Origin of the sequence: Caballeronia sp. DA-9 (assembly GCF_051615025.1) — a bacterium.
Taxonomy (GTDB): Bacteria; Pseudomonadota; Gammaproteobacteria; order Burkholderiales; family Burkholderiaceae; genus Caballeronia; species Caballeronia sordidicola.
This window is the reverse complement of the sequence record NZ_CP195133.1, coordinates 3,486,961-3,510,726: the sequence shown is the minus strand read 5'-3', so window position 1 is coordinate 3,510,726 and position 23,766 is coordinate 3,486,961. Positions and strand designations below refer to the sequence as shown.

The window sequence follows — 23,766 nt, the reverse complement described above, 5'->3', positions numbered from 1 at the left end:
GCATTGTAAATGAGCGTTTCTTCGTCCACTTCTCCTGATTCTTCCGGCCCCAAAACCCGCGTCGTGCTGGTCACGGGCGCGGCGAAGCGCATTGGCCGCGGCATCGCGCTCGGATTCGCGGCGCGCGGCTGGGACGTCGCAGTGCATTTCGGCGGCTCGGAAGCCGACGCGCAGGAAGTTGTCCAGTCAATCCGCGCGCTCGGACGCAAGTCTATTGCGCTCGGCGCGGATCTTGGCGTGGAAGACGAGGTGGCGAAGCTGGTGCCGGCGTGCATGGAAGCGTTGGGTGGTTTGCATTGCGTGGTGAACAACGCGTCGCGATTTGTCGAAGATACCGCGCGGGATTTCGGCTATCCGCGCTTGCTTGAGATGATAGCGGTCAATGTCGGCGCGCCGCTCGCGCTGACGCGCGCGCTGCACGAGGCCACGCCCGACGCCGCGATTCACGACGAAAGCCTGCGCACGTGCGTCATCAACGTGCTGGACCAGAAGCTGTACAACATGAATCCGGATTACCTGTCGTACACGCTCAGCAAGGCCGCGCTGGACAATGCGACCATCGCGCTGGCTCAGGCGCTCGCGCCGAAGCTGCGCGTGGTCGGACTCGCGCCCGGCCTGACGTTGCCGTCCGCCGATATGACGGACGCCGAATTCGAGGCGGCGCATCGCGTGACGCCGCTTGGCCGCGCTTCGCGAGTCGAGGATGTTGCCGCCGCAGCCTGTTATCTCGCCGATGCATCCGGCATAACGGGCACGACGCTGGTGGTCGATGGCGGCCAGCATCTCGTGCCGTCGCCGCGCGACATCATGTTCTTGATGCAAAACCGCACGGCCGGTTAGGCTCTCAGTAAGTTAATCAGTTTCCAGGACACGACCATGCTCGCCGCACTTTCGCATCCCCGGCTCGCCGATTGCCGGCGGCTTTTTCTGCGCAATTACGAAGTGCGCATCAACATTGGCGTGCACGATTTCGAAAAGCAGGGCGAACAGCGCGTGGTGATCAACGTGGAATTGTTCGTGCCGCTGGCTTTATCTACGCCGGTCGAGGACAAGCTGCGCGAAGTCGTCGATTACGATTTCATGCGCGCGACCATCGCCAGGCGCGTGGGCAAAGGGCATATCCACTTGCAGGAAACACTGTGCGACGACGTCGCCGCCGCGCTGCTCGAACATCCGAATGTGCGGGCGGTGGTGGTATCGACGGAAAAGCCCGACGTTTATCCCGACTGCGACGCCGTGGGTGTCGAAGTCTTTCGCATCAAAGAGGTGGCGGCATGAGTTCGATGATCGAGACGCCGGCGGTCCCGCAACCGGTTCCCAAAATGCGCGAGCCAATGACGCGCCACGAGCAAAAGCAGGCGTACGAGAACAACAAGCTGTTCAAGCGCCTCGCGCGCCAGGTCGGCGAGGCCGTGGTCGATTACAAGATGATCGAGGACGGCGACAAGGTCATGGTGTGCCTCTCGGGCGGCAAGGATTCGTACGCCATGCTCGAACTTTTGATGCGGCTGCGCGAACGCGCGCCGATCAATTTCGACATCGTGGCGGTGAATCTCGACCAGAAGCAGCCCGGCTTTCCCGACCACGTGCTGCCGGAGTATCTGAGCAAACTCGACATTCCGTTTCATATCGAAAATCAGGATACGTACAGCATCGTCAAGCGGCTCGTGCCGGAAGGCAAGACCACCTGTTCGCTGTGTTCCAGATTGCGTCGCGGGATCTTGTATCGGGTGGCGGGTGAACTGGGCGCGACGAAGATTGCGCTCGGTCATCATCGCGACGACATTCTGCAGACCTTGTTCCTGAATATGTTCTACGGCGGCAAGTTAAAAGGCATGCCGCCGAAACTGCAATCCGACGACGGCAAGAACGTCGTCATCCGGCCGCTTGCCTACATCAAGGAAAAGGATCTGGAGAAGTTTGCGGAGCTGCGCGAATTTCCGATCATTCCGTGCAACCTGTGCGGCAGCCAGCCGAACCTGAAGCGGGCCGAAATGAAGGCGCTGATCCGCGATTGGGAAAAGCGCTTTCCCGGCCGCGTGGAGAACATGTTCAATGCGCTGTCGAATGTGGTGCCGTCGCATTTGATGGATCACAAGCTGTTCCCGTTCGGCGGCTTGCGCGCAACGGGCGTGGCCGATCCAGCAGGGGATATCGCGTTCGACGAAGATCCGTGCTCGACGGAGTCCCCGTCGCAAACCATTTCGATAGTTCAGTTCGATGATGTATAAGGCCGGCACGCGGAAAAAGTAATGTCCGGATGGTGCGAAAACCCCCGCAAATCGTTACTCAGCAAGGCAGCGCCTGCATTTCCGGTACTTGCCCGCGTGCTATATTGACGCCTCCAACACTTCCAAAAAAGCTGACGCCATGAACATTGTGATTTTGGCGGCAGGCACCGGCAAGCGCATGCGTTCCGCCTTGCCGAAAGTCCTTCATCCCCTGGCTGGCCGGCCACTCTTGTCCCACGTGCTCGACGTCGCGCGCACGCTTGATCCCACGCGGCTCGTTGTGGTAGTCGGGCATGGCGCCGATCAGGTCCAGAAAGCCGTTGGCGCGCCGGACGTCCAGTTCGCGGTCCAGGAGCAGCAACTCGGCACCGGCCACGCGGTCCTGCAGGCGCTGCCGCTGCTCGATCCCACCGTCTCCACGCTGATCCTCTACGGCGACGTGCCGCTCACGCGGGCGAGCACGCTGAAACGCCTCGCCGATACCGCCGGCCAGCGCTACGGCGTCCTCACCGTCACGCTTGACGATCCCACGGGCTACGGCCGGATCGTGCGTGACGCGATGGGCCGCGTGCAGCGCATTGTCGAGCAAAAGGACGCCAACGCGGATCAGCGGAAGATCACCGAGATCAATACGGGTATCGTGATTACGCCGACGTCGCAGCTTCGCGAATGGCTGGCATCGCTGAAAAACGACAACGTGCAGGGCGAGTTCTATCTCACCGACGTGGTCGAGCGTGCGCTCGAAGCGGGCGTTGACGTGGTGACGTCGCAACCGGACGAAGAGTGGGAAACGCTCGGCGTGAACAGCAAGCAGCAACTCGCCGAACTGGAGCGCATTCATCAGGGCAATGTTGCCGAAGCGTTGCTGGTCGCGGGCGTGACGCTGCTGGACCCGGCGCGCATCGACGTGCGCGGCGCGCTCACATGTGGACGCGATGTTTCCATCGACGTAAATTGTGTTTTCGAAGGCGCCGTGACGCTGGCGGATAACGTGACTATCGGGCCGAATTGCGTGATCCGCGATGCCTCCATTGGCGCTGGTACGCGCGTTGACGCGTTCACGCATATCGAGGGCGGGATGACCGGCGCGAATGTCGTGCTGGGACCGTATGCGCGTTTGCGGCCTGGCGCCGTGCTTGGCGACGAAGCCCATGTCGGCAACTTCGTGGAAGTGAAGAACGCAGTGCTCGGACGCGGTTCGAAGGCGAATCATCTGAGCTATATAGGCGACTCGGATGTCGGGGCGCGCGTGAACATTGGTGCGGGAACGATCACGTGTAACTACGATGGCGCGAATAAACTGCGTACGGTGATCGAAGACGATGTGTTCGTCGGCTCCGATACCCAACTCGTCGCGCCCGTGCGCGTGGCGCGTGGTACGACCATCGCAGCGGGGACGACGGTCTGGAAAGACATCGTCGAGGAAAACCAGCTTGTGATGAACGAGAAAACGCAGATCAGCAAAAGCGGCTACATGCGGCCGGTGAAGAAGAAGGCGTGAAGAAGCGCCACAGCTCGCGCGCCGGGCGAGCGCCTATGCGGCGAACGCAGCGTGTTTCGAGTCATTCGAAAACAACTTGAAGGATAGATCATGTGCGGAATTGTGGGCGCGGTCGCGCAACGTAACATCGTGTCGGTGCTGGTCGAAGGCTTGCGGCGGCTCGAGTACCGCGGCTACGATTCCTGCGGCGTTGCCGTCATAGCCAATGGCGAAACGAAGCGCGCGCGCAGCGTGGCGCGCGTTGCCGATCTCGCCGATCAAATCCGCGAAGGTCATCTGAACGGCGTGACAGGAATCTCGCACACGCGCTGGGCCACGCACGGCGCGCCCGTCACGGACAATGCGCATCCCATCTTCTCGCGTAACGAGCTGGCGCTGGTGCATAACGGCATCATCGAGAATTACGAAAGCCTGCGGACCATGTTGCGCGAAAAGGGCTATGAGTTCGTCTCGCAGACCGATACCGAAGTGATCGCGCATCTGATTCACAGCATGTATCGCGGCGACTTGTTCCAGACCGTGCGCGAAGCCGTGAAGCTGTTGCATGGCGCATACGCGATCGCCGTGATCCACAAGGATCAGCCGCACACGGTGGTCGGCGCGCGTGCCGGCTCGCCGCTCGTGGTCGGCGTGGGCGATGGCGAAAACTTTCTTGCGTCGGACGCGCTGGCGCTTGCGGGCAGCACCGACCGCTTTGCGTATCTGGATGAAGGCGACGTGGTCGAGATCACGCTCGATGGCGTGAAGATTGTCGATCGCGACGGCATGCCGGTCCAGCGCGAAGTGCGCGTGGTCGCGGCATACGGCGGCGCGGTTGAACTCGGGCCGTATCGGCATTTCATGCAGAAGGAAATTTTCGAGCAGCCGCGCGCGATCACCGACACCATTCCGCAGGCCGAGCGTTTCACCGCTGACCTGTTCGGCGCGAACGCCGCAGAAGTTTTCGCCGATATCGACAGCGTTCTCATTCTCGCGTGCGGCACGAGTTCGTATGCGGGAATGACGGCGAAGTACTGGCTTGAGTCTATCGCCAGGAGTCCTACGCAAGTTGAGATTGCGAGTGAGTACCGGTATCGCGAATCCGTGCCGAATCCAAAGGCGCTGGTCGTGGTGATATCGCAATCGGGAGAAACCGCCGATACACTCGCCGCGTTGAAGCACGCGCAGTCGCTTGGACACAAGCACACGCTGGCCGTGTGCAATGTGGGTTCGAGCGCGATGGTTCGACTGACCGAACTGACGTTCCTCACGCACGCGGGCACCGAGATTGGCGTGGCTTCCACGAAGGCTTTCACTACACAACTTGTCGGCATGTTCGTGCTGGCCGTGACGCTCGGGGCGTTGCGCGGGCATGTGAGCGCCAAGCAGGAAACGATGTATCTCACGCAGTTGCGGCATTTGCCGGCGGCGCTCAATAGCGTGCTGGCGCTAGAGCCGCAGATCATTGCGTGGTCGGAAGATTTTTCGCGCAAGGAAAACGCGCTGTTTCTCGGCCGCGGCTTGCATTATCCGATCGCGCTTGAGGGCGCATTGAAGCTGAAGGAAATCTCGTACATTCACGCTGAGGCTTATCCGGCTGGTGAACTGAAGCACGGGCCGCTGGCGCTCGTCACGGAAGCGATGCCGGTCGTGACGGTGGCGCCCAATGACACGCTGCTGGAAAAGCTCAAGTCGAATATGCAGGAGGTGAGGGCACGCGGCGGCGAGCTATATGTTTTCGCCGATGCGGATACGCGTATTGTCAGCGAGGACGGCATTCATGTGATCCGGATGCCGGAGCACTATGGGTTGCTGTCTCCGATTCTGCATACGGTACCGTTGCAGTTGCTGGCGTATCACACGGCTTGTGCGCGAGGGACGGACGTGGATAAGCCGCGGAATCTGGCGAAGAGCGTGACGGTGGAATGAAGGGGACGGTTCGTTCGTGATTGTAACGATGCAAACCGATACACGGCAAAAGCATGCGGCTTAAGTGCGGCGCGGTTTCAGGCAATCTCAATTCCGAAGAGCCGCAGACTTGTGTTAAGCCAGCGCGCCTACAACGGGTTCTTGATTGACGCCCGCACATGGGCGACGAACTTGTCTACGACCGGGTCGCTGCGCGTGATGTTCCACGCGAGACCAATTTGCCATCTGGTCAGATCGTCATGTAGAGGAATGATGGTTGCATCGCGCAGTAGATACTGCGCGCCAGAAGGCAAGAACGCAGCGCCCACGCCTGCTGCGACTGCCGCCAGGACGGACTGGATGTCATTGGCTCGCTGGATTACTCGCGGAACGAACTTGCGATCCGCACACCATTGATCGATTTGCGCGGCTAGTCCGGGGCCAACACTGCGCGAAAGGGCAACGATGCCCAGCGCATTGAGCTTGTTCAGGTCTGCCGGCAAACGCTTCCACTTTGCGTGATCCGGGACGGCGAGGATCAGCGACTCATCCAGCACGGCGATAGTCGCTAAGCCGGGATCAGCCGGGAGCCGCAGGAATCCGACATCGAGTTGCCCGGAAAGCAGTGCACGGGTCTGATCGAACGAAGACATGTCTTTCACCGTTGCACCGACGCCCGGATTCATCGACCGGAAGCTTGCGAGCCATTGCGGCGCGACCTTTAGAACCGATAACCCCAATCCAACCCGTAAGTGTCCCCGCTGACCGCTACTGGCTTCGCGCGCGCGAATAAGCAGGTCATCCGCCTCGCCGATCAGCGACAACGCGCCTGGCCGGAAGGCTTCTCCAAATGCTGTCAGGTCCGCCCCATGACGGCCACGCTCGAACAGGCGGCCGCCGAGCAGCGTTTCCAATGCAGCGATCTGCTTGCTGAGAGCCGGTTGGCTAAGGTGCAGTGCGTCGGCCGCGCGACCGAAATGGCGCAGTTCAGTTACGGTCAAGAACGCTCGGAGGAGTTTGAGTTCCATTCCTTGGAGTAATCGTATCGGTCAAAACATTCATTTTACGGATTGATGCTGTAGCGGTCCAATGGGTCTTCGCAAGGGGACGAATATGACTGTGTGTTATCCGAAGATAAGACTGGTTCGAAGCGATGCTGCGATATCGGTGGCGGTGGTGCGGCGTGGATCCGTAGAAAGGAGTGGCCCTGATGCTTTGAACGGATCAATGTTTGAAGCGCTCGCTGTGCCGCCTCAGCGTAGCGGCGCAATTGCGGTCACCTTTGCGTCGGCTCGGCGTGGGCGTTGAGAGGGCACGCTTGGCTGATATGCCATTATTGCGAGCGGACGGCCACTTGATAGTGCAGGCGTTATTGTTGCCTCAACTCGTGCGGTGTTAGTGGCCTTTGGCGACATCTAGTCTGGAAGTCGGTTTTCGGCCAGGAACAGCCGTTCGGCGAGCGAATTCCCGCTGTATTCGAAAAGTCGCTCGTTGCGCGCCTTCGGATATGCGAGGGCGTTACACCTCCGGCGCCGTTGAGTTCAATCCAGCCGGATTTGAGATTCGCAGCCTCCACCCACCGTCCCGACCCTTTTCCATAACCTGCGTAGCGGTGCCGCGCTCTTCTTGAGCGCGACCGTCCGGTAGCGTCACGTTCAGGGTCCAGTCGAGCAGGACGAGGGCTATGTCGCCGCTCGTCAGCACACGGCGCACTTCGTTGCGGATATGCGGGCGCAATGCCAGCAACTGAGCCAGGCTGACGCGCAAACCGGCGGGGCTTTCCTGCACCACCTCGCCACTCGTCATGCGCATCGTGGCTTGGTTACTGAACATACCAAGCACGGCATCGAGATCGCCGGCGTTCAGCGCGGCATCGAAAGCGACCGGGACCTGCTCGGGCGAGTGGCACACGACTGATTTGCTCTCGATCGCAGAGACGAATCGCGCGATGAGCCGCGCCACCTCGGCCGGCGCCTCCAGAGGCGACAAATGTCCCGTTCCCGGCAGGACGTGCATCGTCGCGTGCGGGATGCGAGGCAGCAGTTCCGCCTGCAACGTTGCGATGCGATCCACCTGGTCGAGTTCGCCGGAGATGACGATCGTCGGCACCTCGATCGACGCCGTCGCCGCGGTAATGTCTTCGCGCATGGCCACGTTTGGCCAGCCCGCCTTGGCCTGCGGTGCTCCCCTCAGACTGTCCTCAATGACCTGCTCGCGGTGAGCGGCGTCGAGTGGTTTCGCGGTCAACACGTGATCGATGACGAATTGCACCGATTCGCGCGTTTGATAGGCGCCGGTCAACGTCGCGCGTTGCTCGTCGGAAAGGAGCATCGGCGACGGCGGCGACGGCGCGACGAGCACAAGGCCTTCGAGGCCGTCCGGCCGGCGCGATGCGATGAGTTGAGCGACCTTCCCGCCCATCGAATGACCGATCAAAACGTAGCGCCGCAGCCCCAGTGCTTCGATAACGCCTTCGGCGTCGGCGGCGAGATCTGCAATACGGTAGCCGTCGGCAGGCGCCTCGGAGTCGCCCCAGCCGCGGTGATCGGTGGCTACGATCAGATACCGGTCGGCCAGTCCGTCTGCTACCGCGTCCCACGTGCGAGCCGAGCCGCCGTAGTAGTGCAGGAACACCAGCGCCACTTCGCCGTTGCCCCGCTGCGTCACATGAATCCGCGTACCGTTCGACTGGATTACCATTTTTGTGCCCTTGTCCGTAGCTGATGCCCGAATAGTAGATTCGATTCCCTTATTTGATAATTACCTGAGCAGTGTATTCAGTCGATAATTCCGTTATCGAATCAAGGGGGCAATATGGATAGACTTACGAGCCTCGGCGTATTCGTCGCCGCTGTCGAAGAAGGCAGCCTCGCGGCAGCGGCGCGCCGCTTCGGGCTGTCGGCAGCGATGGCCGGCAAGCACGTGAGTGCAATCGAGGCCGAACTGAATGCACAGCTACTCCACCGCACCACGCGGCGCTTGAATCTGACCGATACCGGCCAGACTTACTACGAACGCTGCAAGCGGATTCTCGAAGCCTTCGACGAAGCGAAGCGGGAAGCGAGCGATTCGCAAGGCACGGCGCGCGGCGTGTTGCGCATCGCCGCGCCTGTTACGTTCGGCGCGATGCACCTGGGCGAGGTTGTGGCGCGCTACATGGAGGATCATCCGCACGTCAACGTGGAAGTGCAGCTCGGAGACCGCTATGTCGATCTCGTCGATGCGGGCGTTGACGTCGCAATCCGGATTGGACGGCTGGAGGACCCGGGACTTGTGACGCGCAGGCTCGCGCCTTGCCGCATGGTCATGTGTGCTTCTCCCGCCTACCTTGAGCGCCACGGAACGCCGCGCAAGCCGGACGACTTGCTGAGCGCGCAACGACTGGCGTTCAGCGAGGCCGTGTCGGCCGAAGACTGGACGTTGCGCGACCGCAAGAACCGCGCGTACATCATCGATGGGCCTTGCCGGATGACGGCCAACAATACCCAAATGCTGCTAGCCGCCGCGATTGCCGGAGCGGGCATTGTGTACGGCCCGACTTTTGTGTTCGGTGCGCACATCCGGCGCGGCGAACTCGTGGAGCTACTGCCGGCCTATCGCGCCGCCGACCTGACGATTCAGGCGGTTTATCCGAGCGTGCGGCGCATACCGCTCAAAGTGCGGCGGTTCGTCGATTACCTTGCCGAGGCGTTCGGCGATGAACCGCCTTGGGATCGCAGGGAGATGCCTTAGAAGAGCCGCCGTTGAGAAGGGTCAAGTAAAAGCAGCCGCTCAGGGTCCGATTGCCGCCGGTTGCGGCCGGCAAGACCCGTCAATAACGAACCGTCCTCGCGCATCTCAAGGTCGTTAACAACCGTCCGTTCTCAACGATGAAATATCGCCTGCTGCAAAAACGCGGTAACTAACGACTACCGCTTCAATCAACCCCCTACCATCCCATCCACTCCAATTCACCCTAAAAAATCCGTCGACACCGCAATCTCCCTCTGACCTTCCAGTTCTGCCAGCCGCTCCGACAGCGCGCTTTTAATATTCCTATATGCATCGCTGCCCAAAGCAAGGCGTTTCGGTGCCGGACTCAGATCCACCGATTCAATCATCGCGCGAACCATCTTGGCCGGATCCCCCGGCTGAGTCCTGTAGCCGGGTTCAATCAATCGCCGTACCGCGCCAGCCGGCGTTTCCGCATAAACGTCCATCGCGGGAGAAATTGCCGCGCTGTTAGCCGCGAATTCCGTACGCGCGCTTCCCGGCTCCACGATCGTCACCTCGATGTTGAACGGAGCAATATCGAGCATCGTCGACTCCAGGAACCCTTCCACCGCCCATTTCGACGCGTGATATAGCGACAGCCCCGGCATCGCCCACTGTCCGCCCATGCTCGATATCTGCATGATCCTGCCGCCGCCTTGCGCGCGCAGATGCGGCAGCGCGGCGCGTACCACCTGAATGGAGCCGATGACATTGGTATTCAACTGCTGGACGATCTGCTCATCGGTCAGTTCCTCGGCCGCGCCGACAAGGCCGTAACCGGCGTTGTTCACCACAACATCGATACGTCCAAAACGCGCGAACGCCGCATTGACGACATTGCGAATCGCGGGCGTATTGGTCACATCAAGCGATGCCACCCACAATTGCTCGCCATGACGGGCTTGCAGATCGGCCACCGATTCCGGCTTGCGCGCCGTTCCGGCAACACGCTCGCCGCGTTCAAGAAGCTGCTCGGTCATCAAGCGGCCGAGGCCGCTGCTGATGCCGGTGATGAACCATGTACGTACTGACATTTTCCGTTCCTGTAGGTATGCGGCGGCCAATGCCGCGCTTCGCCAACAAGACTACGTCACCGGTTTGCATAGTTGAACGGTATAAAGTTGGATGCGGTATGAACCACAGCTTCACAATCCACTATGGACAAGGATCAACCGGACCGCTTGCTACCGTTTCTGGCTATAGCCGGGCACCTCAGTTTTACGCGCTTGGCGAAGCTCCTGGATGTTTGGCGTCACGCGTTTCCAGCGGACCACGCGCAGCATGGAATCAACAGAACCAGGCCTCGCAGCATCAACGGCGCACTGGAACCGTCGTCCGGTTATCAGACCGACTAACCGCGCGCACACCAAGCCAGCGGTCCGCTGCAATCCCCGATACCCCTACGCGGCAAGCACGCCGGACTGATGCGCCACAAGCCGTGCATACGCGCCACGAGCGGCCAGTAGTTCGGCATGGCTGCCAGCTTCAACAATTCGTCCGGCGTCCATGACCACAATCGTGTCCGCGTTCTGAATGGTCGACAAACGATGCGCGATGATGATCGACGTGCGATGTGCCATCAATTCTTCGAGCGCCGCGCGGATCTGCTGCTCGCTGATGGTGTCCAGGTGCGAGGTCGCTTCATCCATGATCAGGATCGGTGAATCCTTGAGGAACGCGCGAGCAATTGCAACCCGCTGACGCTGGCCCCCCGAGAGTTGCACGCCGCGCTCGCCTACGCGCGTTGCAAGGCCCTCAGGCAAACGGTCGACAAACTCGCTCAACGCAGCGCGATCCAGCGCACGGCGCACATCGGCGTCGGATACATCGCGGCCCGCGAGACGGATGTTCGCCTCCAGCGTGTCGTTGAACAAATAGGTATCCTGCGCGACCAGCGCGATATGACTGCGCAACTCATCGAGCCGCAAGCGGCGCAAGTCGATGCCGCCCAGCGTGACGGTCCCTTCCTGCGGATCCCAAAAGCGCAGCAGGAGATTGGCTATCGTTGACTTGCCCGCGCCCGAAGCGCCGACGAGCGCGACAGTGCTGCCCGGCCGCACGGCCAGACTAACGTGATCGAGCGCGGGCGCGCTGCGACCCGGATACGCGAAGCTCACCGCATGAAGTTGCACTTGCGGGTTAGGTGGAACGGACATGTCTCCATCCATAATCGGTTCATCCTCGGCTTCGACGACATGCAGCCGCCGCGTGGAGGCAATCGTGTCCGCCATCTGGCGCGCTACCTGTCCAATTTCCGCGACCGGCATGAAGGCTGCAACGGAAATCAGCACCAGCATTGGGAGCCATTCGTGCGCAAACCAGCCCCGCGAGGCGAGCAACGCGCCCAGCAACGCCACGGCGAGCCCGCCCAGGCCGGTTGCGATTTCGAGGAGGGCGCTCTGACGGGACAGATCGTCGAGCAGGGCTGACCGATCTTCCTGATAAGCCGCGGTATCGCTGAGAAAAACAGCGCGACGACGATCCGTTGCCTGAAACGCAGCGAGTTCGGCCAAGCCCTGAATTGTCTCCGTGAGATGCGCGCCAAGCTGTCCCAGCGCCGCGCGCGCCTGACCGCCGAGCCGGTCGATCTTGCTGCGAGCGAAAACCGGAGCGAGGCTGGCCCAGGCCAGAAACGGCAGCAACACCAGGGCGAGCGGCCATGCGACAACTGACAGCACGACCAGCACGCTGGCCGGAATCAGCACCGCGACAAACGCCGGTGCGACCGTGTGGGCATAAAAGTACTCGACCGTTTCCACGTCTTGCGTCGCAAGCGCAACCAGATCGCCGGAGCGTCGGCGCAGCAGATCGGCGGGAGCCAGGCGCTCCAGTTTGGCGAACAGCGCAATGCGCATTTCCGCCAGCAGGCGATAAGCCATGTCATGCGAGAGCCATGATTCCAGCCAGTGGAGCGTGGCTGCAACCGGAGCGGCGAACAGCAGCCCGATGGTCAACCCCAGCACCGGCCGCCCCGAGGCAACGCCCGCAACAACGAGCGCGCCGAGCGCACCAACGCCGATAAAGCTCAACACCCGCCCAACGCCGCACACCACGGTCAGCGCCAACTTCACTCGCCATGGCCGCACGAAGCGCAGCAGGGTGCGCAAGGTGTCGCTCCAGCCGATTTCGGCGGCGTCTTCGGCGAGCGCACGCGTTTGCGGTCCCGAGGAAGCCGGCGCGGTGCTCGCACGTTCTGCCACGTCCGGACGGTCGCCGGTCGCGGCGACTTGCGGACCCATCAGACGGCGATACGCCCCCGGACGCGCAATCAGTTCCGCATGCGTGCCGCTCTCGACCACGCGGCCATGATCCAGCACCAGAATCCGGTCGGCGCCGATAACACTCGACAAGCGATGCGCCAGAATCAAGGTCGTGCGCCCGCGCATCAGGCGGTCGAGCGCCTGCTGGATGAGCGCTTCGTTCTCGGCATCGACGGCGGAAAGGGCTTCGTCCAGCACCAGGATGGGCGCATCGCGCAACAGCGCGCGAGCAATGGCAATGCGCTGGCGTTGACCGCCGGAGAGCGTCGCGCCGCGTTCGCCAATGCGCGTTGCATAGCCATCGGGCAGGGCCGCAATGAAGTCGTGGATGTTGGCCGCGGTGGCGGCGGCGATCATGTCGGCGTCGCTGGCATCGAATCGTCCGAGGCGCAGGTTATCGGCGATGGTGCCGTCGAACAGCGTGGTGTCCTGCGCGACGATCGCAATCATGCCGCGTACCTGTTCCGGGTCGAGCGCGCGAATGTCGTGGCCGCCGATGCTGATCACGCCCGCCTGCGCGTCGTGCTGGCGCAGCAGCAGGCGCAGGATGGTCGACTTCCCCGCGCCGCTCGGCCCGACGATCCCGATCGTTTCGCCAGCCGCAATCTCGAAGCTCAGCGCAGCATGCGCACCCGCGCGACGACCCGGATAGGAGAAACCGACATTCTCGAACGCGATGCTCGCGGCAAGCGCCGGAATCCGCGGCGCGCCCGTAGCCGGAGCATCGCTGCGTGCTTCCAGCAGCGCATGGATGGCACTCGCCGCCGACTGGCCGATCATGCCCTGGTGCAGCACGGAACGCAGATCGCGCAGCGGACGGAAGATCTCGGTTCCCGCCATGAGCACAATCAGCAGCGCTTCCAGGCTCATGGCGCCGTGGCTTACGCGCCATGCGCCGAGTGCGATGGCGGCGGCCGCGCCTAGACCCGTGCCAAGATCGGTGAAAAATCGGGTAAGCAAGCCGAGCGCGAGCACCCAGAAGGTGCTGTCGGAGAGCGCTCTTGCGCGTGCGGCAAGTTTTTGCGCGAAGGCTTCGCCCTGGCCAAACGCCTTGAGTGTCGGCAGGCCCTGCACTGCATCGAGAAACTCTTCGCCGAAGGACTTGAACGCCGCCGCTCGGGCGATTGCCGCGTGTTTGTCGGCATTGTGGACCAGCATGGGCAGCGCCAGTGTCGCGAGCGCGGCGATCAGCAGCACGGCCGCGGTCGGCATGTCCCACCACGCCAGCACGGCGAAGATCACCACAGGCGCGCAGGCGGCGATGATCAGTTGCGGCACGTAGGCGCCGAAGAAGGTCTGCAATTGCTCCACGCCGTCGATGACAGCGAGCATCACGCCCCCGGTTCTCTCCGCCCCGAACCACGCGGGTCCAAGCTCGGCAATCCGGTCGAACAGCCGCGCGCGCAGCACCGACTGGACCTGACCGGCGGTGCCCTGCGCCAGCACGATCCGGCGATGATCGAGCCAGGCCCGCAGCATCATGCAGGCCACCGTGCCGGCTGCAGCAAGGGCAATCTGACGCGATGGCGCCCCTTCATAAGCGAGCGCGAGAACGCGGCCGAGGAAAACGAAGCGCAGCACCCCAAATACCATGGCGATCAGACCAAGGGCCACTGCTGCGGCAACGCGCAGCCGAAGGCCTTTCATCATCGTCCACAACTTGCCATCGAAATACATTCCTGCCTCCGGTTGGTCCGCTTTTTACTTTTTCACTGCAAGACCATGGACCTTACCGTCGGTTGCAGGGCACAGGCAAAAGATGGTTTTTCATGGGGTGTTGAATATCCTACAATACCCCGATGTCCAATATTCCTCCCCTGTCGGCGCTTCGCGCCTTCGAAGCAGCGGTGCGGCTTGGCGGCTTCGCCCGCGCGGCCGCCGAGCTGAGCGTTTCGACCAGCGCCGTGAGCCATCAGATACGCAGCCTGGAAGAGTCGCTGGGCGCGCGGCTTCTCGAGCGCAGCACTGGCATTGGCGGGATTCGGCTGACGCCTGCAGGGTCCAGCCTCCTGCCCGCGGCGAGTGGCGCGCTGTCGCTGCTGGAAGAGGCGTGTTCGCAAATCAAGGGCGTGGCCCGGCAACTGACCGTCTCGGCCAACGCACCCTTTTCCTCGATGTGGCTCGCACGCCGCCTTGCCGAGTTTTCTGCCCGTTATCCCGAGACGCCGTTGAACGCCATCATTCAGGAAGGCGAGCCGGACTTTTCGCGGTACGACATCGATCTGGCTATCGTGCACGTGGCGGAGCATGCGCTGCGCTCCGACGACATCGTCCTTCTGCAGGAAGAAGTGTTTCCTGTATGCAGCCCGGAGTTGCAACCGTTTGCGTCGACGGCTGTTTGCCGTTGCCGTCTGCTGCAGGAAGCGCACGAAAATTCTCCTGAAATCGACTGGCGCAACTGGTCGGACGATTTCGGACTTCCAGAGGACTTCGAAACAAAGATCGTCCGATACAGCAGCTTCAGTCAGGTCATTGGCGCAGCGGTGGGCGGCGCGGGACTCGCGCTCGGCCGTTCACCGCTGATTGATCCGGAACTGCGCAGCGGACGTCTGGTGCGTCTGTTTCCTGTTCTCTCGCGTCCTGCATCCTGGCGTTTTGTAGTGCGCCGCGCGCCGACGCGTCGGCATCGAATGCTCGATACTCTGATTGAATTCCTCCGGGACGAAAGCGGCACCAAGGAATAGATCTGAAGCAGTACGCAATCGTGTGAGCGCTCGATCGTTGACCAGTCAGGAACGTAGTGCGTTGATGATTGAACGGCTTGCCCACCAAGTCCCTCGCCATGAAAGTCACCACCATCGGCTTCACTCAAAAGTCTGCGGAGCGGTTCTTCACGCTGTTGAAAGATGCCGAAGTCCGGACGCTGCTCGATGTGCGCCTGAACAATACATCGCAACTGGCTGGCTTCTCGAAGAAACCGGACCTTGAGTTCTTCCTTTCCGGTCTACTCGATGTCCAGTACATCGACCTTCGCGAACTGGCGCCCGAGGGAGACCATCTCAAGCGATACCAATCCGGCGAACTGACATGGGAAGCATACGCAGCGGCCTACATGGAATTGCTTGCGAAGCGGCGAGTCGAGAGCAATCTCGACGCCGTCATGTTCGACGGCGCGTGTTTGCTTTGCAGCGAGCACACGCCTGATAGATGCCATAGAAGACTTGCAGTCGAATATCTGAATTCGCAGTGGTCTGGCAAGCTGAACATCGAACATTTGCTGTGACGTGAAAGCGTGCTCACTTTATAAGCGCTATCGACCACGACTACTCGTCGCGCATTAATGTTTTATCTTGATTGATATGTATACGTAGTAATAGTTAACAAGCATCGCTTGTTTCTGTGGACAAGCATTGAATCTCTCGCTGGATCAACGCTCTACAGAATCCATAACATCGGGCGTGCTTATTGGACAACGCGATGTGTCGCTGGATAACTTCAGCGGCATCCGCTAACGGCCGTGGTTATCAAGAATCGGCGCACACCAATCCGTGTTGTTATGCAGGAGTTATCCAAAGGCAATGGCGAACAACCCGTGCCAGCAATCAGCCGATGTTCATCAGCATCATCTGGCTCGCGAGCAGTGCGCGAAGCTCGTTCAGGTCCGGGCGTGTTCCCCAGTTGCGTGCGCCTGCCACGGATGCAATGGCCATCCAGGAGTTGGGTGGAAACCATTCGCGCAAGGGCACTTCGTCCCGCAGAATGCGAAGGCGGCCGGTTTCCTCGCAGTAGTCGGCGGCCATTTGCGCGCCCTCTGTCTGTGCAATTACTCGAAGGCTCCGGGGTCGCAGCATGAGTTTCTCTCCATTCCAGTCCTGCGCTCAGGAAGGTCTCACGGTGGAATGCTGACTTGCTTCCATAGCCCGTTCTTTAGCTTTTTCCTTTGCCATGTGGTGTCCCACAATGCAGCCTCCCACCGCGCCGACGACCGCGTGATGCCCGGCAACATGGCCCGCGACTCCACCCACAAGCGCACCTTTGAGGCATCCCGCAGCGTTGGCCGAGCCGGCTGCCGCGATCAGCATCGACGATAGAGCGGCAATCACAATCTGTTTATTCATTCCTGATCCCTGGAAGCATCCGGTGACATCGATGTCTTCCCGGCGATGAAAGTCTATGTGCAGTCGTCTCGCGCAAGTGAAACGTCTTTGCGAGATTGGTAACGTGTAGTTACCGCGTGCACATTGATGAAAGCTGTGCATGACGCATCGAAAGCTTCAGCACTTTGCTCTATGCGGGATTTGTAAGCAGTTGTGCTGCCTTGATTCCATAAGTGACGCGCAACAAAAAACCCCGTGCCAGGCACGGGGTTTTCGTCATCCACAGCGCTATACCGTTGGTCCGGCGCGCCCACGACTGAAGAGCCGCACGATGATCAGCAAGATCACCGCCCCAATCACGGCGGTAATCAGCGAACCGATCACGCCACTGCCCAGATGCAACCCGAGCGCGCCTCCAAGCCATCCGCCGATGAAAGCGCCGACGATCCCCACAATGATGTCCACGACGATGCCAAAGCCACCTCCGTCGACAATTCGCCCAGCGAGCGCACCCGCGATTGCGCCGATGATGAGCCAGAAAATAATTCCATGCGAAACAGGTTCCATAGCGTACTCCGTAAGGTGGGTTGCGCATTGTGGACTATCCGGGCGCGTTAATGGCGGTATCGCCGATTTCGCGCGCACGTTGTTGCTGGCAAGCCGCAAGTTGACGCGGCGGTCTGGTTGGTGCAAACAACGTGCCCAGTCCCGATGAAGCATGCAGTTACATATAGCGAGCTTTTTCATCGATGGAAACGCAAACTAACTTTTCGTTTCACCTGTCACGAATGTGCATCGATAGGATGGGTCACCCGGTCAAATGCGTCTTCTGCCCTTGCCCGAAGCTGATCCCATTCAAGTGTAAAGATGGCTTACCAGAGAATCTCTCGCAACCATGGACCGCGTGCATCGTACGCTTCTGTATATAGGCGAAAAACCGGACGAAACGCTTTTGAAAAGCCTCAGTAATGGCGCGTGGAAAGTGATGCACGCAACCAGCGCGAACATGCTTGGAGAGCTACCCGAAACGCCGATGCCGGGCCTCCTCGATCTGACCAAGGGAGTGTCCAACGTTCACATTGACAGGGTTGACCAGCTTTCCCGTTTTGCGCCGGTGGCGTGGGTTGCGCTGGTATCGCGGCAATCGCGGGACTTGCAGGCAGTGCGCGATGCCATTGCCAAGTATTGCTTCGACTTTGTCACGATGCCTACCTCGCACGAGCGCATTCTGAATGTAGTGTCGCAAGCGGTTGGCATGGAAGCGCTGCGATTCCAGGACGATGCGGCGCTGGCGAACCGCGCATTGACGAGCGGCATGATTGGATCATCCGAAGTCATGCGTGCGCTTCATCGAGCGATCGGAAAAGTTGCTGCTACTGATGCAACGGTGTTCATATCAGGTGAATCGGGCACGGGAAAGGAATTGACGGCGCAGATGATTCACGCGCGATCGGCGCGGCGCGATATGCCTTTCATTGCTGTGAATTGTGGGGCGATTCCACACGAACTGCTGCATTCGGAATTGTTTGGCTACGAGCGCGGAGCGTTTACGGGCGCCACGCAAAGGAAGATCGGCCGCGTCGAGCAGGCTCACGGCGGCACTTTGTTCCTCGATGAAATTGGCGACCTTCCGCCGGAAAGTCAGGCCGCGTTGCTGCGCTTTATTCAGGAGCGGAAAATCGAAAGACTGGGTGGCATCGAAAGCATAGATGTGGACGTACGCGTGATCACCGCTACTCATGTGGATATGCATGCAGCGGTGGACGAAGGCCGCTTCCGAGCCGATCTTTTCTTTCGTCTCTGCGTGCTGGAAATAAGAGAGCCGCCGCTTCGCGTTCGCGGGAAAGATATCACCGAACTGGCTTTGTATGCGCTCGAGCGATTCCGGGACGAACGTGCACGCCGAATACATGGATTTGCGCCAGATGCGATAGCCGCATTGCATAACTATGGCTGGCCGGGCAACGTCCGCGAACTTATTAATCGCGTACGTCGCGCAATAATTTTATCCGAGGGAAAATACATCACTGCTGAGGATCTCGAACTAACCGGGCACGTGGCGAATGCACCGGATTCGCTGCGGGAGGCGCGCGCGGCGGCGGACAGGCGTGCCATCGAAATGGCGCTGTTTTTACACAAGGGCCGGGTCGTGGACGCGGCTCGCGGTCTTGGTATTTCCCGCGTTCATTTGCACCGGCTCATGCAGGATCTGGGAATGCCCACACGGACCTCGAGCGAGGAAATGCACGAGGCCGGCAATCCGGCCCAAGCTCTGTGATTTCATCGATACCCACTTAACCATGGAGACTTTTATGCGCATGCTGGAGTCTATCGGCCACACAGCGTGGACGACATGCGAAGAGTGTGGCAATGACTTTCCCGCAGGCACTTACAGATGCGGGCGTTGCGGTCATGCACCGAACTTCTTGCGTCGCGTGACGAGTTTCGCGAGCGCCGCTTTGGGCGGGAAAAGTATTTCGCGTCCCAAGCGTTCACGAGGCGCTTATCCCGGACTTGCCGAGGGCGCGCTGAAGTTTTATCGGGCGCGCAGGAAACGCTCGACGCGAATCTGGTGGGCCGGTGTGCTCGCTGCCGGTGCAGTTGGTGTCTGGGCTTTTAGCGGACCGCGTTTTTCAGGCATGGATCTGGAACCGCAAGCGGCTGCGCCCAATGCGTTCGTCACCGGCGTTGTGATGCCGGCTCAGCCTGCAAGAGCGGCGGCGAGTAATCCGCCATTAACGCAACCCGCGACGAACGCTGCGGATGGGCGCGTCGGCGAGTTTTATCGCGCGCTCGAAAACCGGAATCTGACGGTTGCGCATCGACGCCTGGCGGATATGTTGGAGAGGGCTAGCGCAGCCGGTCAGTTGCAACAGATGCAGGCTGAACTCGCTAGCCGCGAACAGCAACGCGACAGTCTCTTGCATCGCGCATGGCATTGCCGTGCGGTTGGCGACTGGCAATGTGTCTCGGATAACGCTGCGCAAGCGTCGGCTGTGGATGCGTCGAGCGTGTCCGCACGACGACTTGTTTCGCAGGCCGCTCAAGCAGGCCGTAATCGATGAACGGGCGCAATGCGCCTAGGCTGCCCACGAACGCATGCCGCCGTTAAGTCCACTGGTTCCCTTGCCCTTTGCCTCCGGAGCGTCGGATTTTTCCGATACACAAAGCAGCGCCTTGACGCGCTTTGCCTGCTCGGCGACCAGATCGAAATGTTCCTGCACGAATGTAAGCCGAGCCGTCCAATAAGCGCCATTCAAATGTGGAACGGGTCCGTGCGCTTTGGATAAGCGCAACATCTTTTCCAGATGATCGATCTCTCGCTCGGCGAGTACCGATCGATATTTGGCAGGTACGGAAACTGTCGACGTCATGTGCTGCCCCAATGCTCTTAAGTGAACTGGAACACGCAGCAAACGGCGTGCCAGAGATAGACAGAGCCACGCACAAGCTCGAAATTTCCTGTTGATCGTAATTTTGAACGAGTAGTTTACGGTTTGAAGCCCGCACCTTTCGTGCTGCAAGCAGATAACGTGGCAAGGTCGCCGCGCTGCGCCAGCGCCTGGCTTGGAGCATGGGCTTTCTATTCTCTTCGATTCCTTTTGCGGGCGCGATCCGGCCATCGCCGAACTTCACGCCGTAACGAGGTGCTGCCGATGAAAGCCCCGTTCCGTATCAAGCATGGCCGCATGATACTCGCCGTGATTTTCTCTGCGACGCTGTTCGCGACAGATGTCTTAGCGACTGATTCATGTCCTCAACTGGTCGAGTCGCGAGCAGGCAGCGTCTTCAATATGTCTGCCTTCATAAAAGACAATGGATCGCCGGAAGCGGCGCTCGACAGAGCGCGGGCAGCGGTGACGAAAGTGAATCGCGGCGGCGGATGCCGCGTGCTGAGCGACGTGGCGGCTTGCGAGGAAACGCTCAATCTGGCGAGCGTGGCAATAAACGCGCTGCAGACGTGCGTTGCATCGCCGGGACATCGGCAAATGAGCGGCGGATGAGCAACAACTACGGAACCAGTGCTAGTCAAGGAACGCCTTCGCGCTTTTCTGCAGCATGGTCCTGAAGTCGTCGAGCCAGCCGATGGACAACCGCCAGCTTTGCCAATAAAGATCGACATCCATATGCGCGCCCGGCACGACCCGAACGAGTTCACCTGTTTCGAGCAACGGCCGGATCATGCGCTCGGGACACATGCCCCAACCCATTCCGGACGCGCAGCCACGCACGAAACCCGCCACGTGCGGAATCAGATGTCGCGGCGGGTCCAGATCCGCGCGCGTGATGCGGCGAATAAAGCGCCGTTGCATCTGGTCCTTCGAGTTGAACTCGACGCGCGGGGCATGGCGTAAGGCGTCGCGTGTCAAACCTGCGGCGAAGTGCCGATCAAAAAACACGGGAGAACATACGGGCAGGTATCGCATGCGCCCGAGCCTGGTCGAGCGGCATCCCTGGACAGCTTCGGCTTGCGTGGTCACCGCGCCTTGCACGCTGCCATCGCGCAGTTGTTGTGCGGTGTGGTCCTGGTCGTCTATCACGAGATCCAGCAGCATTGCACGCTCGACGCAAAAATCCGATACCGCGTCGATAAACCACGTGCCCACACTGTCGTCGTTGACCGCCACGCGAAAGGTCGGCCACGCCTCTGCAAGCATGCCGGGGAGCGCCGGCATCTGGCTGCCAAGCTCGGTTTCGAGCCGCCGCACGCGTTCTATGTGACGACACAGCAGCGCGCCCGGCGGCGTCGCCATGCACGGCTGGCCGCGCTTCACGAGCACGCTTCCAACACGTTCTTCCAGCAGTTTCACGCGTTGCGATACGGCTGATGGCGTGACGTTGAGCTCGCGCGCGGCACGATCGAACGAACCGTGGCGCACAACTGCGCCGAGCGCATCGAGGAGGGCGTAATCGAGCATTAGCGTTTCTTAAGTGGCATTAGGAGAGTTAGCTTTTTTTAAGCGCAGACGACGCGCAGACTACGCCTCTCTGTCGTGCGCGTCCAGAAGCGGGACGCCACGACTTTTCTCCTTGGACCCGACATGAATCCAGCGCCGTTTCAGCTTGAACGATACTTCGCCGTTCACGAATTCACCGCCCGTTATCTGATGTGCAGTTCCGACCCGGAATCCATGTCGATTGCGGATCTTCTTGCGCTCGAACCCGGTTGCGCCGATAACTTCAGCCACACGTGGCTCGGCTATACGGAATACCCCGGCTCGCCAGCGCTTCGGCGCGAACTTGCCACGTTGTATGAATCGATTGGTATCGATGATCTGATCGTGCACACCGGCGCGCAGGAAGCGATCTTCTCGTTCGTCAACACCACGCTCAGGGCCGGCGATCACATGATCGTGCACATGCCTGGCTATCAGTCGCATTACTCGGTGGCGCGGGCGCTGGGTGTTTCCGTGTCGCCATGGATGGCGCGGGAGTCCGAGGGCTGGGCGCTCGATCCGGACGAACTGGAGAAGTTGGTGCGCCCTGAGACGAAGGCCTTGCTCATCTGCGCGCCGCACAATCCAACGGGTTATCTTCCGGATCGCGAACGGTTCGATGCAATCGTGCGCTTTGCGCGCAGACGCGGGCTATGGCTTTTCAGCGATGAAGTCTATCGGGGACTCGAACACGATCCCGCGCACCGGCTTCCTGCCGCATGCGATGTCTACGAGAAAGCGATCTCGCTCGGGGCGTTATCGAAGTCGCATGGACTTGCGGGCTTGCGCGTGGGATGGGTCGCGACGCGCGATCGCGATGTGCTCGCCGCCATGAATACATTCAAGGATTACCTGACCATTTGCAACAGCGCGCCGAGCGAATATCTTGCGACCATCGCCGTGCGTCATACCGATGCGTTGACGCAACGAAATACGGCCATCGTCCGGAGCAATCTGGCCGCACTCGATCCGTTCTTTGCGCGTCATCACGAGATTCTGGAGTGGCAGCGGCCTACAGCGGGCACGGTCGCTTTCCCGCGTCTGAAGCACGGCGGAGCGGCGCGATTCTGCTCGCAAGTGCTTGAGCGTACCGGCGTGCTTCTGCTTCCCGGGGCGCTGCTGGATCACGGCGACACGCACATTCGCATTGGCGTGGGACGGCGCAATCTGCCCGATGTCCTCGGCATCTTCGATAACTATTTGCGCGAGCAGTGCGGTTAGTTGAACCTCGGGCGAAGGATTCCATCGAACGGAATTGCTTGTTTGCGCAAAGTCTTGCGCAAAAAATGTCACGAGGGACACCTATGAAGTGGTTGCTTGTATTGCTCACGGCAAGTGCGTCATTCGCGGCGCATGCCCAGAACACCGAACCGCGATCTGCCTCCAGCGCAGGATTTAACAGATTCACGCGCGAGACGACCGAGGACATCAACCTTCAGCTGGAAACGGATCACGAAACGGGCTGCCGATACCTCATTGCCGAAGGACAGGGAATCACACCGCTACTCAAAGCCAACGGCGCGCCCGATTGCAGCGCGCCGAAACGCGGCCAATAAAGGCGCGGGTTCTACCATTCCCATCAGACTGCGGCATTGCCGCCAATCGTCGGTTGATGCGAGCCGCCGGGATTGGCGGGATAGCTCGCGGTCACGGACTGCGCGACGAAGCGGTATGCCATTAGCAGCGGTCGCAGCGCCCGTGCCGCCGACGTTGTTAATCAGCAACGTGCTGGAACCGCTTGCCTTACCGCCTCTGACGCGCAGTCGGCCAAGTGACGACTCATGCGGCCCGAATGCCGTGTTGAGCGCACTGCTGGTGTTCGTCCGACGTAATTTCGAGGCACGACAAGCACCAGCGATTTGCGCCCACTCCTTGTTCGTAAGCCGTCCGCGTACGTTCAATGCGCCGGTTCCAGCCGATGCAAACGCCGGCTGCGCATTAGCCGTGTATCTGCCGAGGCACGCAGCGGATTGTCGGCACTGATCGCAAGCGTCCCGCGCAAATACCGCGGTCCCGCCGGCTGCCGCTATCAGTCCCGCTGATGACCCCAGGCCCCGCCTGTTACAAACAACTTTCATACGGTTGACGGTGAGGACGAACTACACGCAACCTTCACCGTTCCTGAGATCGCTCGCGAAAAACAACGGCACCGCAAACGCC

At 60.6% G+C, this 23,766-nt stretch carries 22 protein-coding genes; 12 read left to right on the top strand and 10 right to left on the bottom strand.

The window, feature by feature from the left end; all coding sequences use genetic code 11:
- Positions 1-9 precede the first annotated feature (9 nt).
- The 5 genes from ACRWA7_RS32420 (at position 10) to glmS (ending at position 5,640) form a co-directional block, all read left to right on the top strand.
- On the top strand, positions 10-840 hold the full coding sequence (locus ACRWA7_RS32420) for an SDR family oxidoreductase (RefSeq protein ID WP_438394760.1): 831 nt from the start codon (positions 10-12) through the stop codon (positions 838-840).
- Positions 841-876: 36 nt separating this feature from the next.
- The gene (locus ACRWA7_RS32415) at positions 877-1,278 is read left to right on the top strand and encodes a dihydroneopterin aldolase (protein WP_060817692.1); all 402 of its coding nucleotides are present in this window, start codon (positions 877-879) and stop codon (positions 1,276-1,278) included.
- Positions 1,279-1,283: 5 nt separating this feature from the next.
- On the top strand, positions 1,284-2,231 hold the full coding sequence (gene ttcA / locus ACRWA7_RS32410; protein ID WP_062876901.1) for a tRNA 2-thiocytidine(32) synthetase TtcA: 948 nt from the start codon (positions 1,284-1,286) through the stop codon (positions 2,229-2,231).
- Positions 2,232-2,370: 139 nt separating this feature from the next.
- On the top strand, positions 2,371-3,732 hold the full coding sequence (gene glmU, locus ACRWA7_RS32405) for a bifunctional UDP-N-acetylglucosamine diphosphorylase/glucosamine-1-phosphate N-acetyltransferase GlmU (protein WP_438394757.1): 1,362 nt from the start codon (positions 2,371-2,373) through the stop codon (positions 3,730-3,732).
- A gap of 90 nt (positions 3,733-3,822) precedes the next feature.
- Positions 3,823-5,640, top strand: a complete 1,818-nt coding sequence (gene glmS / locus ACRWA7_RS32400) for a glutamine--fructose-6-phosphate transaminase (isomerizing) (protein ID WP_438394756.1) — start codon at positions 3,823-3,825, stop codon at positions 5,638-5,640.
- A gap of 128 nt (positions 5,641-5,768) precedes the next feature.
- On the opposite strand, the gene ACRWA7_RS32395 is transcribed toward glmS, so the two are convergent.
- Both ACRWA7_RS32395 and ACRWA7_RS32390 read right to left on the bottom strand, forming a co-directional pair.
- Complete coding sequence (locus ACRWA7_RS32395) at positions 5,769-6,647, bottom strand: LysR family transcriptional regulator (RefSeq protein ID WP_438394754.1); 879 nt, start codon at positions 6,645-6,647, stop codon at positions 5,769-5,771.
- 490 nt (positions 6,648-7,137) lie between these two features.
- Entirely contained in the window at positions 7,138-8,319 is a 1,182-nt protein-coding gene (locus tag ACRWA7_RS32390) for an alpha/beta fold hydrolase (RefSeq protein ID WP_438394753.1), read from the bottom strand.
- A 114-nt stretch (positions 8,320-8,433) separates the two neighbouring features.
- On the opposite strand from ACRWA7_RS32390, the gene ACRWA7_RS32385 reads away from it, so the two are divergent.
- Positions 8,434-9,351 (top strand): LysR family transcriptional regulator, encoded by a 918-nt coding sequence (locus ACRWA7_RS32385; RefSeq protein WP_438394752.1) that lies wholly within the window; start codon positions 8,434-8,436, stop codon positions 9,349-9,351.
- A 218-nt stretch (positions 9,352-9,569) separates the two neighbouring features.
- On the opposite strand, the gene ACRWA7_RS32380 is transcribed toward ACRWA7_RS32385, so the two are convergent.
- Both ACRWA7_RS32380 and ACRWA7_RS32375 read right to left on the bottom strand, forming a co-directional pair.
- Positions 9,570-10,406 (bottom strand): SDR family oxidoreductase, encoded by an 837-nt coding sequence (locus ACRWA7_RS32380; protein ID WP_438394751.1) that lies wholly within the window; start codon positions 10,404-10,406, stop codon positions 9,570-9,572.
- Positions 10,407-10,772: 366 nt separating this feature from the next.
- Complete coding sequence (locus ACRWA7_RS32375) at positions 10,773-14,309, bottom strand: ABC transporter ATP-binding protein (RefSeq protein WP_438394749.1); 3,537 nt, start codon at positions 14,307-14,309, stop codon at positions 10,773-10,775.
- 122 nt (positions 14,310-14,431) lie between these two features.
- On the opposite strand from ACRWA7_RS32375, the gene ACRWA7_RS32370 reads away from it, so the two are divergent.
- Together ACRWA7_RS32370 and ACRWA7_RS32365 are read left to right on the top strand one after the other, a co-directional pair.
- A complete protein-coding gene (locus ACRWA7_RS32370) occupies positions 14,432-15,316 on the top strand; it encodes a LysR family transcriptional regulator (protein WP_060857695.1) in 885 nt (294 codons plus the stop codon).
- A 98-nt stretch (positions 15,317-15,414) separates the two neighbouring features.
- Complete coding sequence (locus tag ACRWA7_RS32365) at positions 15,415-15,855, top strand: DUF488 domain-containing protein (protein WP_438396849.1); 441 nt, start codon at positions 15,415-15,417, stop codon at positions 15,853-15,855.
- Between the two features lie 319 nt (positions 15,856-16,174).
- Here ACRWA7_RS32365 and ACRWA7_RS32360 read toward each other — a convergent pair whose 3' ends face one another.
- The 3 genes from ACRWA7_RS32360 to ACRWA7_RS32350 form a co-directional block, all read right to left on the bottom strand.
- Positions 16,175-16,423 (bottom strand): hypothetical protein, encoded by a 249-nt coding sequence (locus ACRWA7_RS32360; protein ID WP_438394747.1) that lies wholly within the window; start codon positions 16,421-16,423, stop codon positions 16,175-16,177.
- A 27-nt stretch (positions 16,424-16,450) separates the two neighbouring features.
- Positions 16,451-16,690 (bottom strand): hypothetical protein, encoded by a 240-nt coding sequence (locus ACRWA7_RS32355; protein ID WP_060857698.1) that lies wholly within the window; start codon positions 16,688-16,690, stop codon positions 16,451-16,453.
- Positions 16,691-16,957: 267 nt separating this feature from the next.
- A complete protein-coding gene (locus ACRWA7_RS32350; protein ID WP_060857699.1) occupies positions 16,958-17,236 on the bottom strand; it encodes a GlsB/YeaQ/YmgE family stress response membrane protein in 279 nt (92 codons plus the stop codon).
- Positions 17,237-17,564: 328 nt separating this feature from the next.
- On the opposite strand from ACRWA7_RS32350, the gene ACRWA7_RS32345 reads away from it, so the two are divergent.
- Both ACRWA7_RS32345 and ACRWA7_RS32340 read left to right on the top strand, forming a co-directional pair.
- Positions 17,565-18,947, top strand: coding sequence for a sigma 54-interacting transcriptional regulator (locus tag ACRWA7_RS32345; RefSeq protein ID WP_438394745.1), 1,383 nt, complete (start codon positions 17,565-17,567; stop codon positions 18,945-18,947).
- A 34-nt stretch (positions 18,948-18,981) separates the two neighbouring features.
- Entirely contained in the window at positions 18,982-19,734 is a 753-nt protein-coding gene (locus ACRWA7_RS32340) for a hypothetical protein (RefSeq protein WP_438394744.1), read from the top strand.
- 15 nt (positions 19,735-19,749) lie between these two features.
- Here the strand turns inward: ACRWA7_RS32340 and ACRWA7_RS32335 are convergent, their stop codons facing one another.
- Entirely contained in the window at positions 19,750-20,043 is a 294-nt protein-coding gene (locus tag ACRWA7_RS32335; RefSeq protein ID WP_438394743.1) for a hypothetical protein, read from the bottom strand.
- A gap of 282 nt (positions 20,044-20,325) precedes the next feature.
- Between ACRWA7_RS32335 and ACRWA7_RS32330 the strand changes: the two genes are divergently transcribed.
- Positions 20,326-20,673, top strand: coding sequence for a hypothetical protein (locus tag ACRWA7_RS32330; protein ID WP_438394741.1), 348 nt, complete (start codon positions 20,326-20,328; stop codon positions 20,671-20,673).
- Positions 20,674-20,694: 21 nt separating this feature from the next.
- Here ACRWA7_RS32330 and ACRWA7_RS32325 read toward each other — a convergent pair whose 3' ends face one another.
- The gene (locus tag ACRWA7_RS32325; protein WP_060857703.1) at positions 20,695-21,588 is read right to left on the bottom strand and encodes a LysR family transcriptional regulator ArgP; all 894 of its coding nucleotides are present in this window, start codon (positions 21,586-21,588) and stop codon (positions 20,695-20,697) included.
- A gap of 123 nt (positions 21,589-21,711) precedes the next feature.
- On the opposite strand from ACRWA7_RS32325, the gene ACRWA7_RS32320 reads away from it, so the two are divergent.
- Positions 21,712-22,827 (top strand): aminotransferase class I/II-fold pyridoxal phosphate-dependent enzyme, encoded by a 1,116-nt coding sequence (locus ACRWA7_RS32320; RefSeq protein ID WP_438394739.1) that lies wholly within the window; start codon positions 21,712-21,714, stop codon positions 22,825-22,827.
- 281 nt (positions 22,828-23,108) lie between these two features.
- Here ACRWA7_RS32320 and ACRWA7_RS32315 read toward each other — a convergent pair whose 3' ends face one another.
- Positions 23,109-23,684, bottom strand: a complete 576-nt coding sequence (locus ACRWA7_RS32315) for a hypothetical protein (RefSeq protein WP_438394738.1) — start codon at positions 23,682-23,684, stop codon at positions 23,109-23,111.
- Positions 23,685-23,766 lie beyond the last annotated feature (82 nt).

What these genes read in the sequence shown, in the direction of transcription:
- ACRWA7_RS32355 (WP_060857698.1), bottom strand. Translation starts at nt 16,690, where the DNA reads ATGAATAAACAGATTGTGATTGCCGCTCTATCGTCGATGCTGATCGCG.
- ACRWA7_RS32365 (WP_438396849.1), top strand. Translation starts at nt 15,415, where the DNA reads ATGAAAGTCACCACCATCGGCTTCACTCAAAAGTCTGCGGAGCGGTTC.
- ACRWA7_RS32395 (WP_438394754.1), bottom strand. Translation starts at nt 6,647, where the DNA reads ATGGAACTCAAACTCCTCCGAGCGTTCTTGACCGTAACTGAACTGCGC.
- ACRWA7_RS32335 (WP_438394743.1), bottom strand. Translation starts at nt 20,043, where the DNA reads ATGACGTCGACAGTTTCCGTACCTGCCAAATATCGATCGGTACTCGCC.
- ACRWA7_RS32360 (WP_438394747.1), bottom strand. Translation starts at nt 16,423, where the DNA reads ATGCTGCGACCCCGGAGCCTTCGAGTAATTGCACAGACAGAGGGCGCG.
- ttcA (WP_062876901.1), top strand. Translation starts at nt 1,284, where the DNA reads ATGATCGAGACGCCGGCGGTCCCGCAACCGGTTCCCAAAATGCGCGAG.
- glmS (WP_438394756.1), top strand. Translation starts at nt 3,823, where the DNA reads ATGTGCGGAATTGTGGGCGCGGTCGCGCAACGTAACATCGTGTCGGTG.
- ACRWA7_RS32350 (WP_060857699.1), bottom strand. Translation starts at nt 17,236, where the DNA reads ATGGAACCTGTTTCGCATGGAATTATTTTCTGGCTCATCATCGGCGCA.
- ACRWA7_RS32345 (WP_438394745.1), top strand. Translation starts at nt 17,565, where the DNA reads ATGGACCGCGTGCATCGTACGCTTCTGTATATAGGCGAAAAACCGGAC.
- ACRWA7_RS32340 (WP_438394744.1), top strand. Translation starts at nt 18,982, where the DNA reads ATGCGCATGCTGGAGTCTATCGGCCACACAGCGTGGACGACATGCGAA.
- glmU (WP_438394757.1), top strand. Translation starts at nt 2,371, where the DNA reads ATGAACATTGTGATTTTGGCGGCAGGCACCGGCAAGCGCATGCGTTCC.
- ACRWA7_RS32320 (WP_438394739.1), top strand. Translation starts at nt 21,712, where the DNA reads ATGAATCCAGCGCCGTTTCAGCTTGAACGATACTTCGCCGTTCACGAA.
- ACRWA7_RS32370 (WP_060857695.1), top strand. Translation starts at nt 14,432, where the DNA reads ATGTCCAATATTCCTCCCCTGTCGGCGCTTCGCGCCTTCGAAGCAGCG.
- ACRWA7_RS32415 (WP_060817692.1), top strand. Translation starts at nt 877, where the DNA reads ATGCTCGCCGCACTTTCGCATCCCCGGCTCGCCGATTGCCGGCGGCTT.
- ACRWA7_RS32380 (WP_438394751.1), bottom strand. Translation starts at nt 10,406, where the DNA reads ATGTCAGTACGTACATGGTTCATCACCGGCATCAGCAGCGGCCTCGGC.
- ACRWA7_RS32315 (WP_438394738.1), bottom strand. Translation starts at nt 23,684, where the DNA reads ATGAAAGTTGTTTGTAACAGGCGGGGCCTGGGGTCATCAGCGGGACTG.
- ACRWA7_RS32390 (WP_438394753.1), bottom strand. Translation starts at nt 8,319, where the DNA reads ATGGTAATCCAGTCGAACGGTACGCGGATTCATGTGACGCAGCGGGGC.
- ACRWA7_RS32330 (WP_438394741.1), top strand. Translation starts at nt 20,326, where the DNA reads ATGAAAGCCCCGTTCCGTATCAAGCATGGCCGCATGATACTCGCCGTG.
- ACRWA7_RS32375 (WP_438394749.1), bottom strand. Translation starts at nt 14,309, where the DNA reads ATGTATTTCGATGGCAAGTTGTGGACGATGATGAAAGGCCTTCGGCTG.
- ACRWA7_RS32385 (WP_438394752.1), top strand. Translation starts at nt 8,434, where the DNA reads ATGGATAGACTTACGAGCCTCGGCGTATTCGTCGCCGCTGTCGAAGAA.
- ACRWA7_RS32420 (WP_438394760.1), top strand. Translation starts at nt 10, where the DNA reads ATGAGCGTTTCTTCGTCCACTTCTCCTGATTCTTCCGGCCCCAAAACC.
- ACRWA7_RS32325 (WP_060857703.1), bottom strand. Translation starts at nt 21,588, where the DNA reads ATGCTCGATTACGCCCTCCTCGATGCGCTCGGCGCAGTTGTGCGCCAC.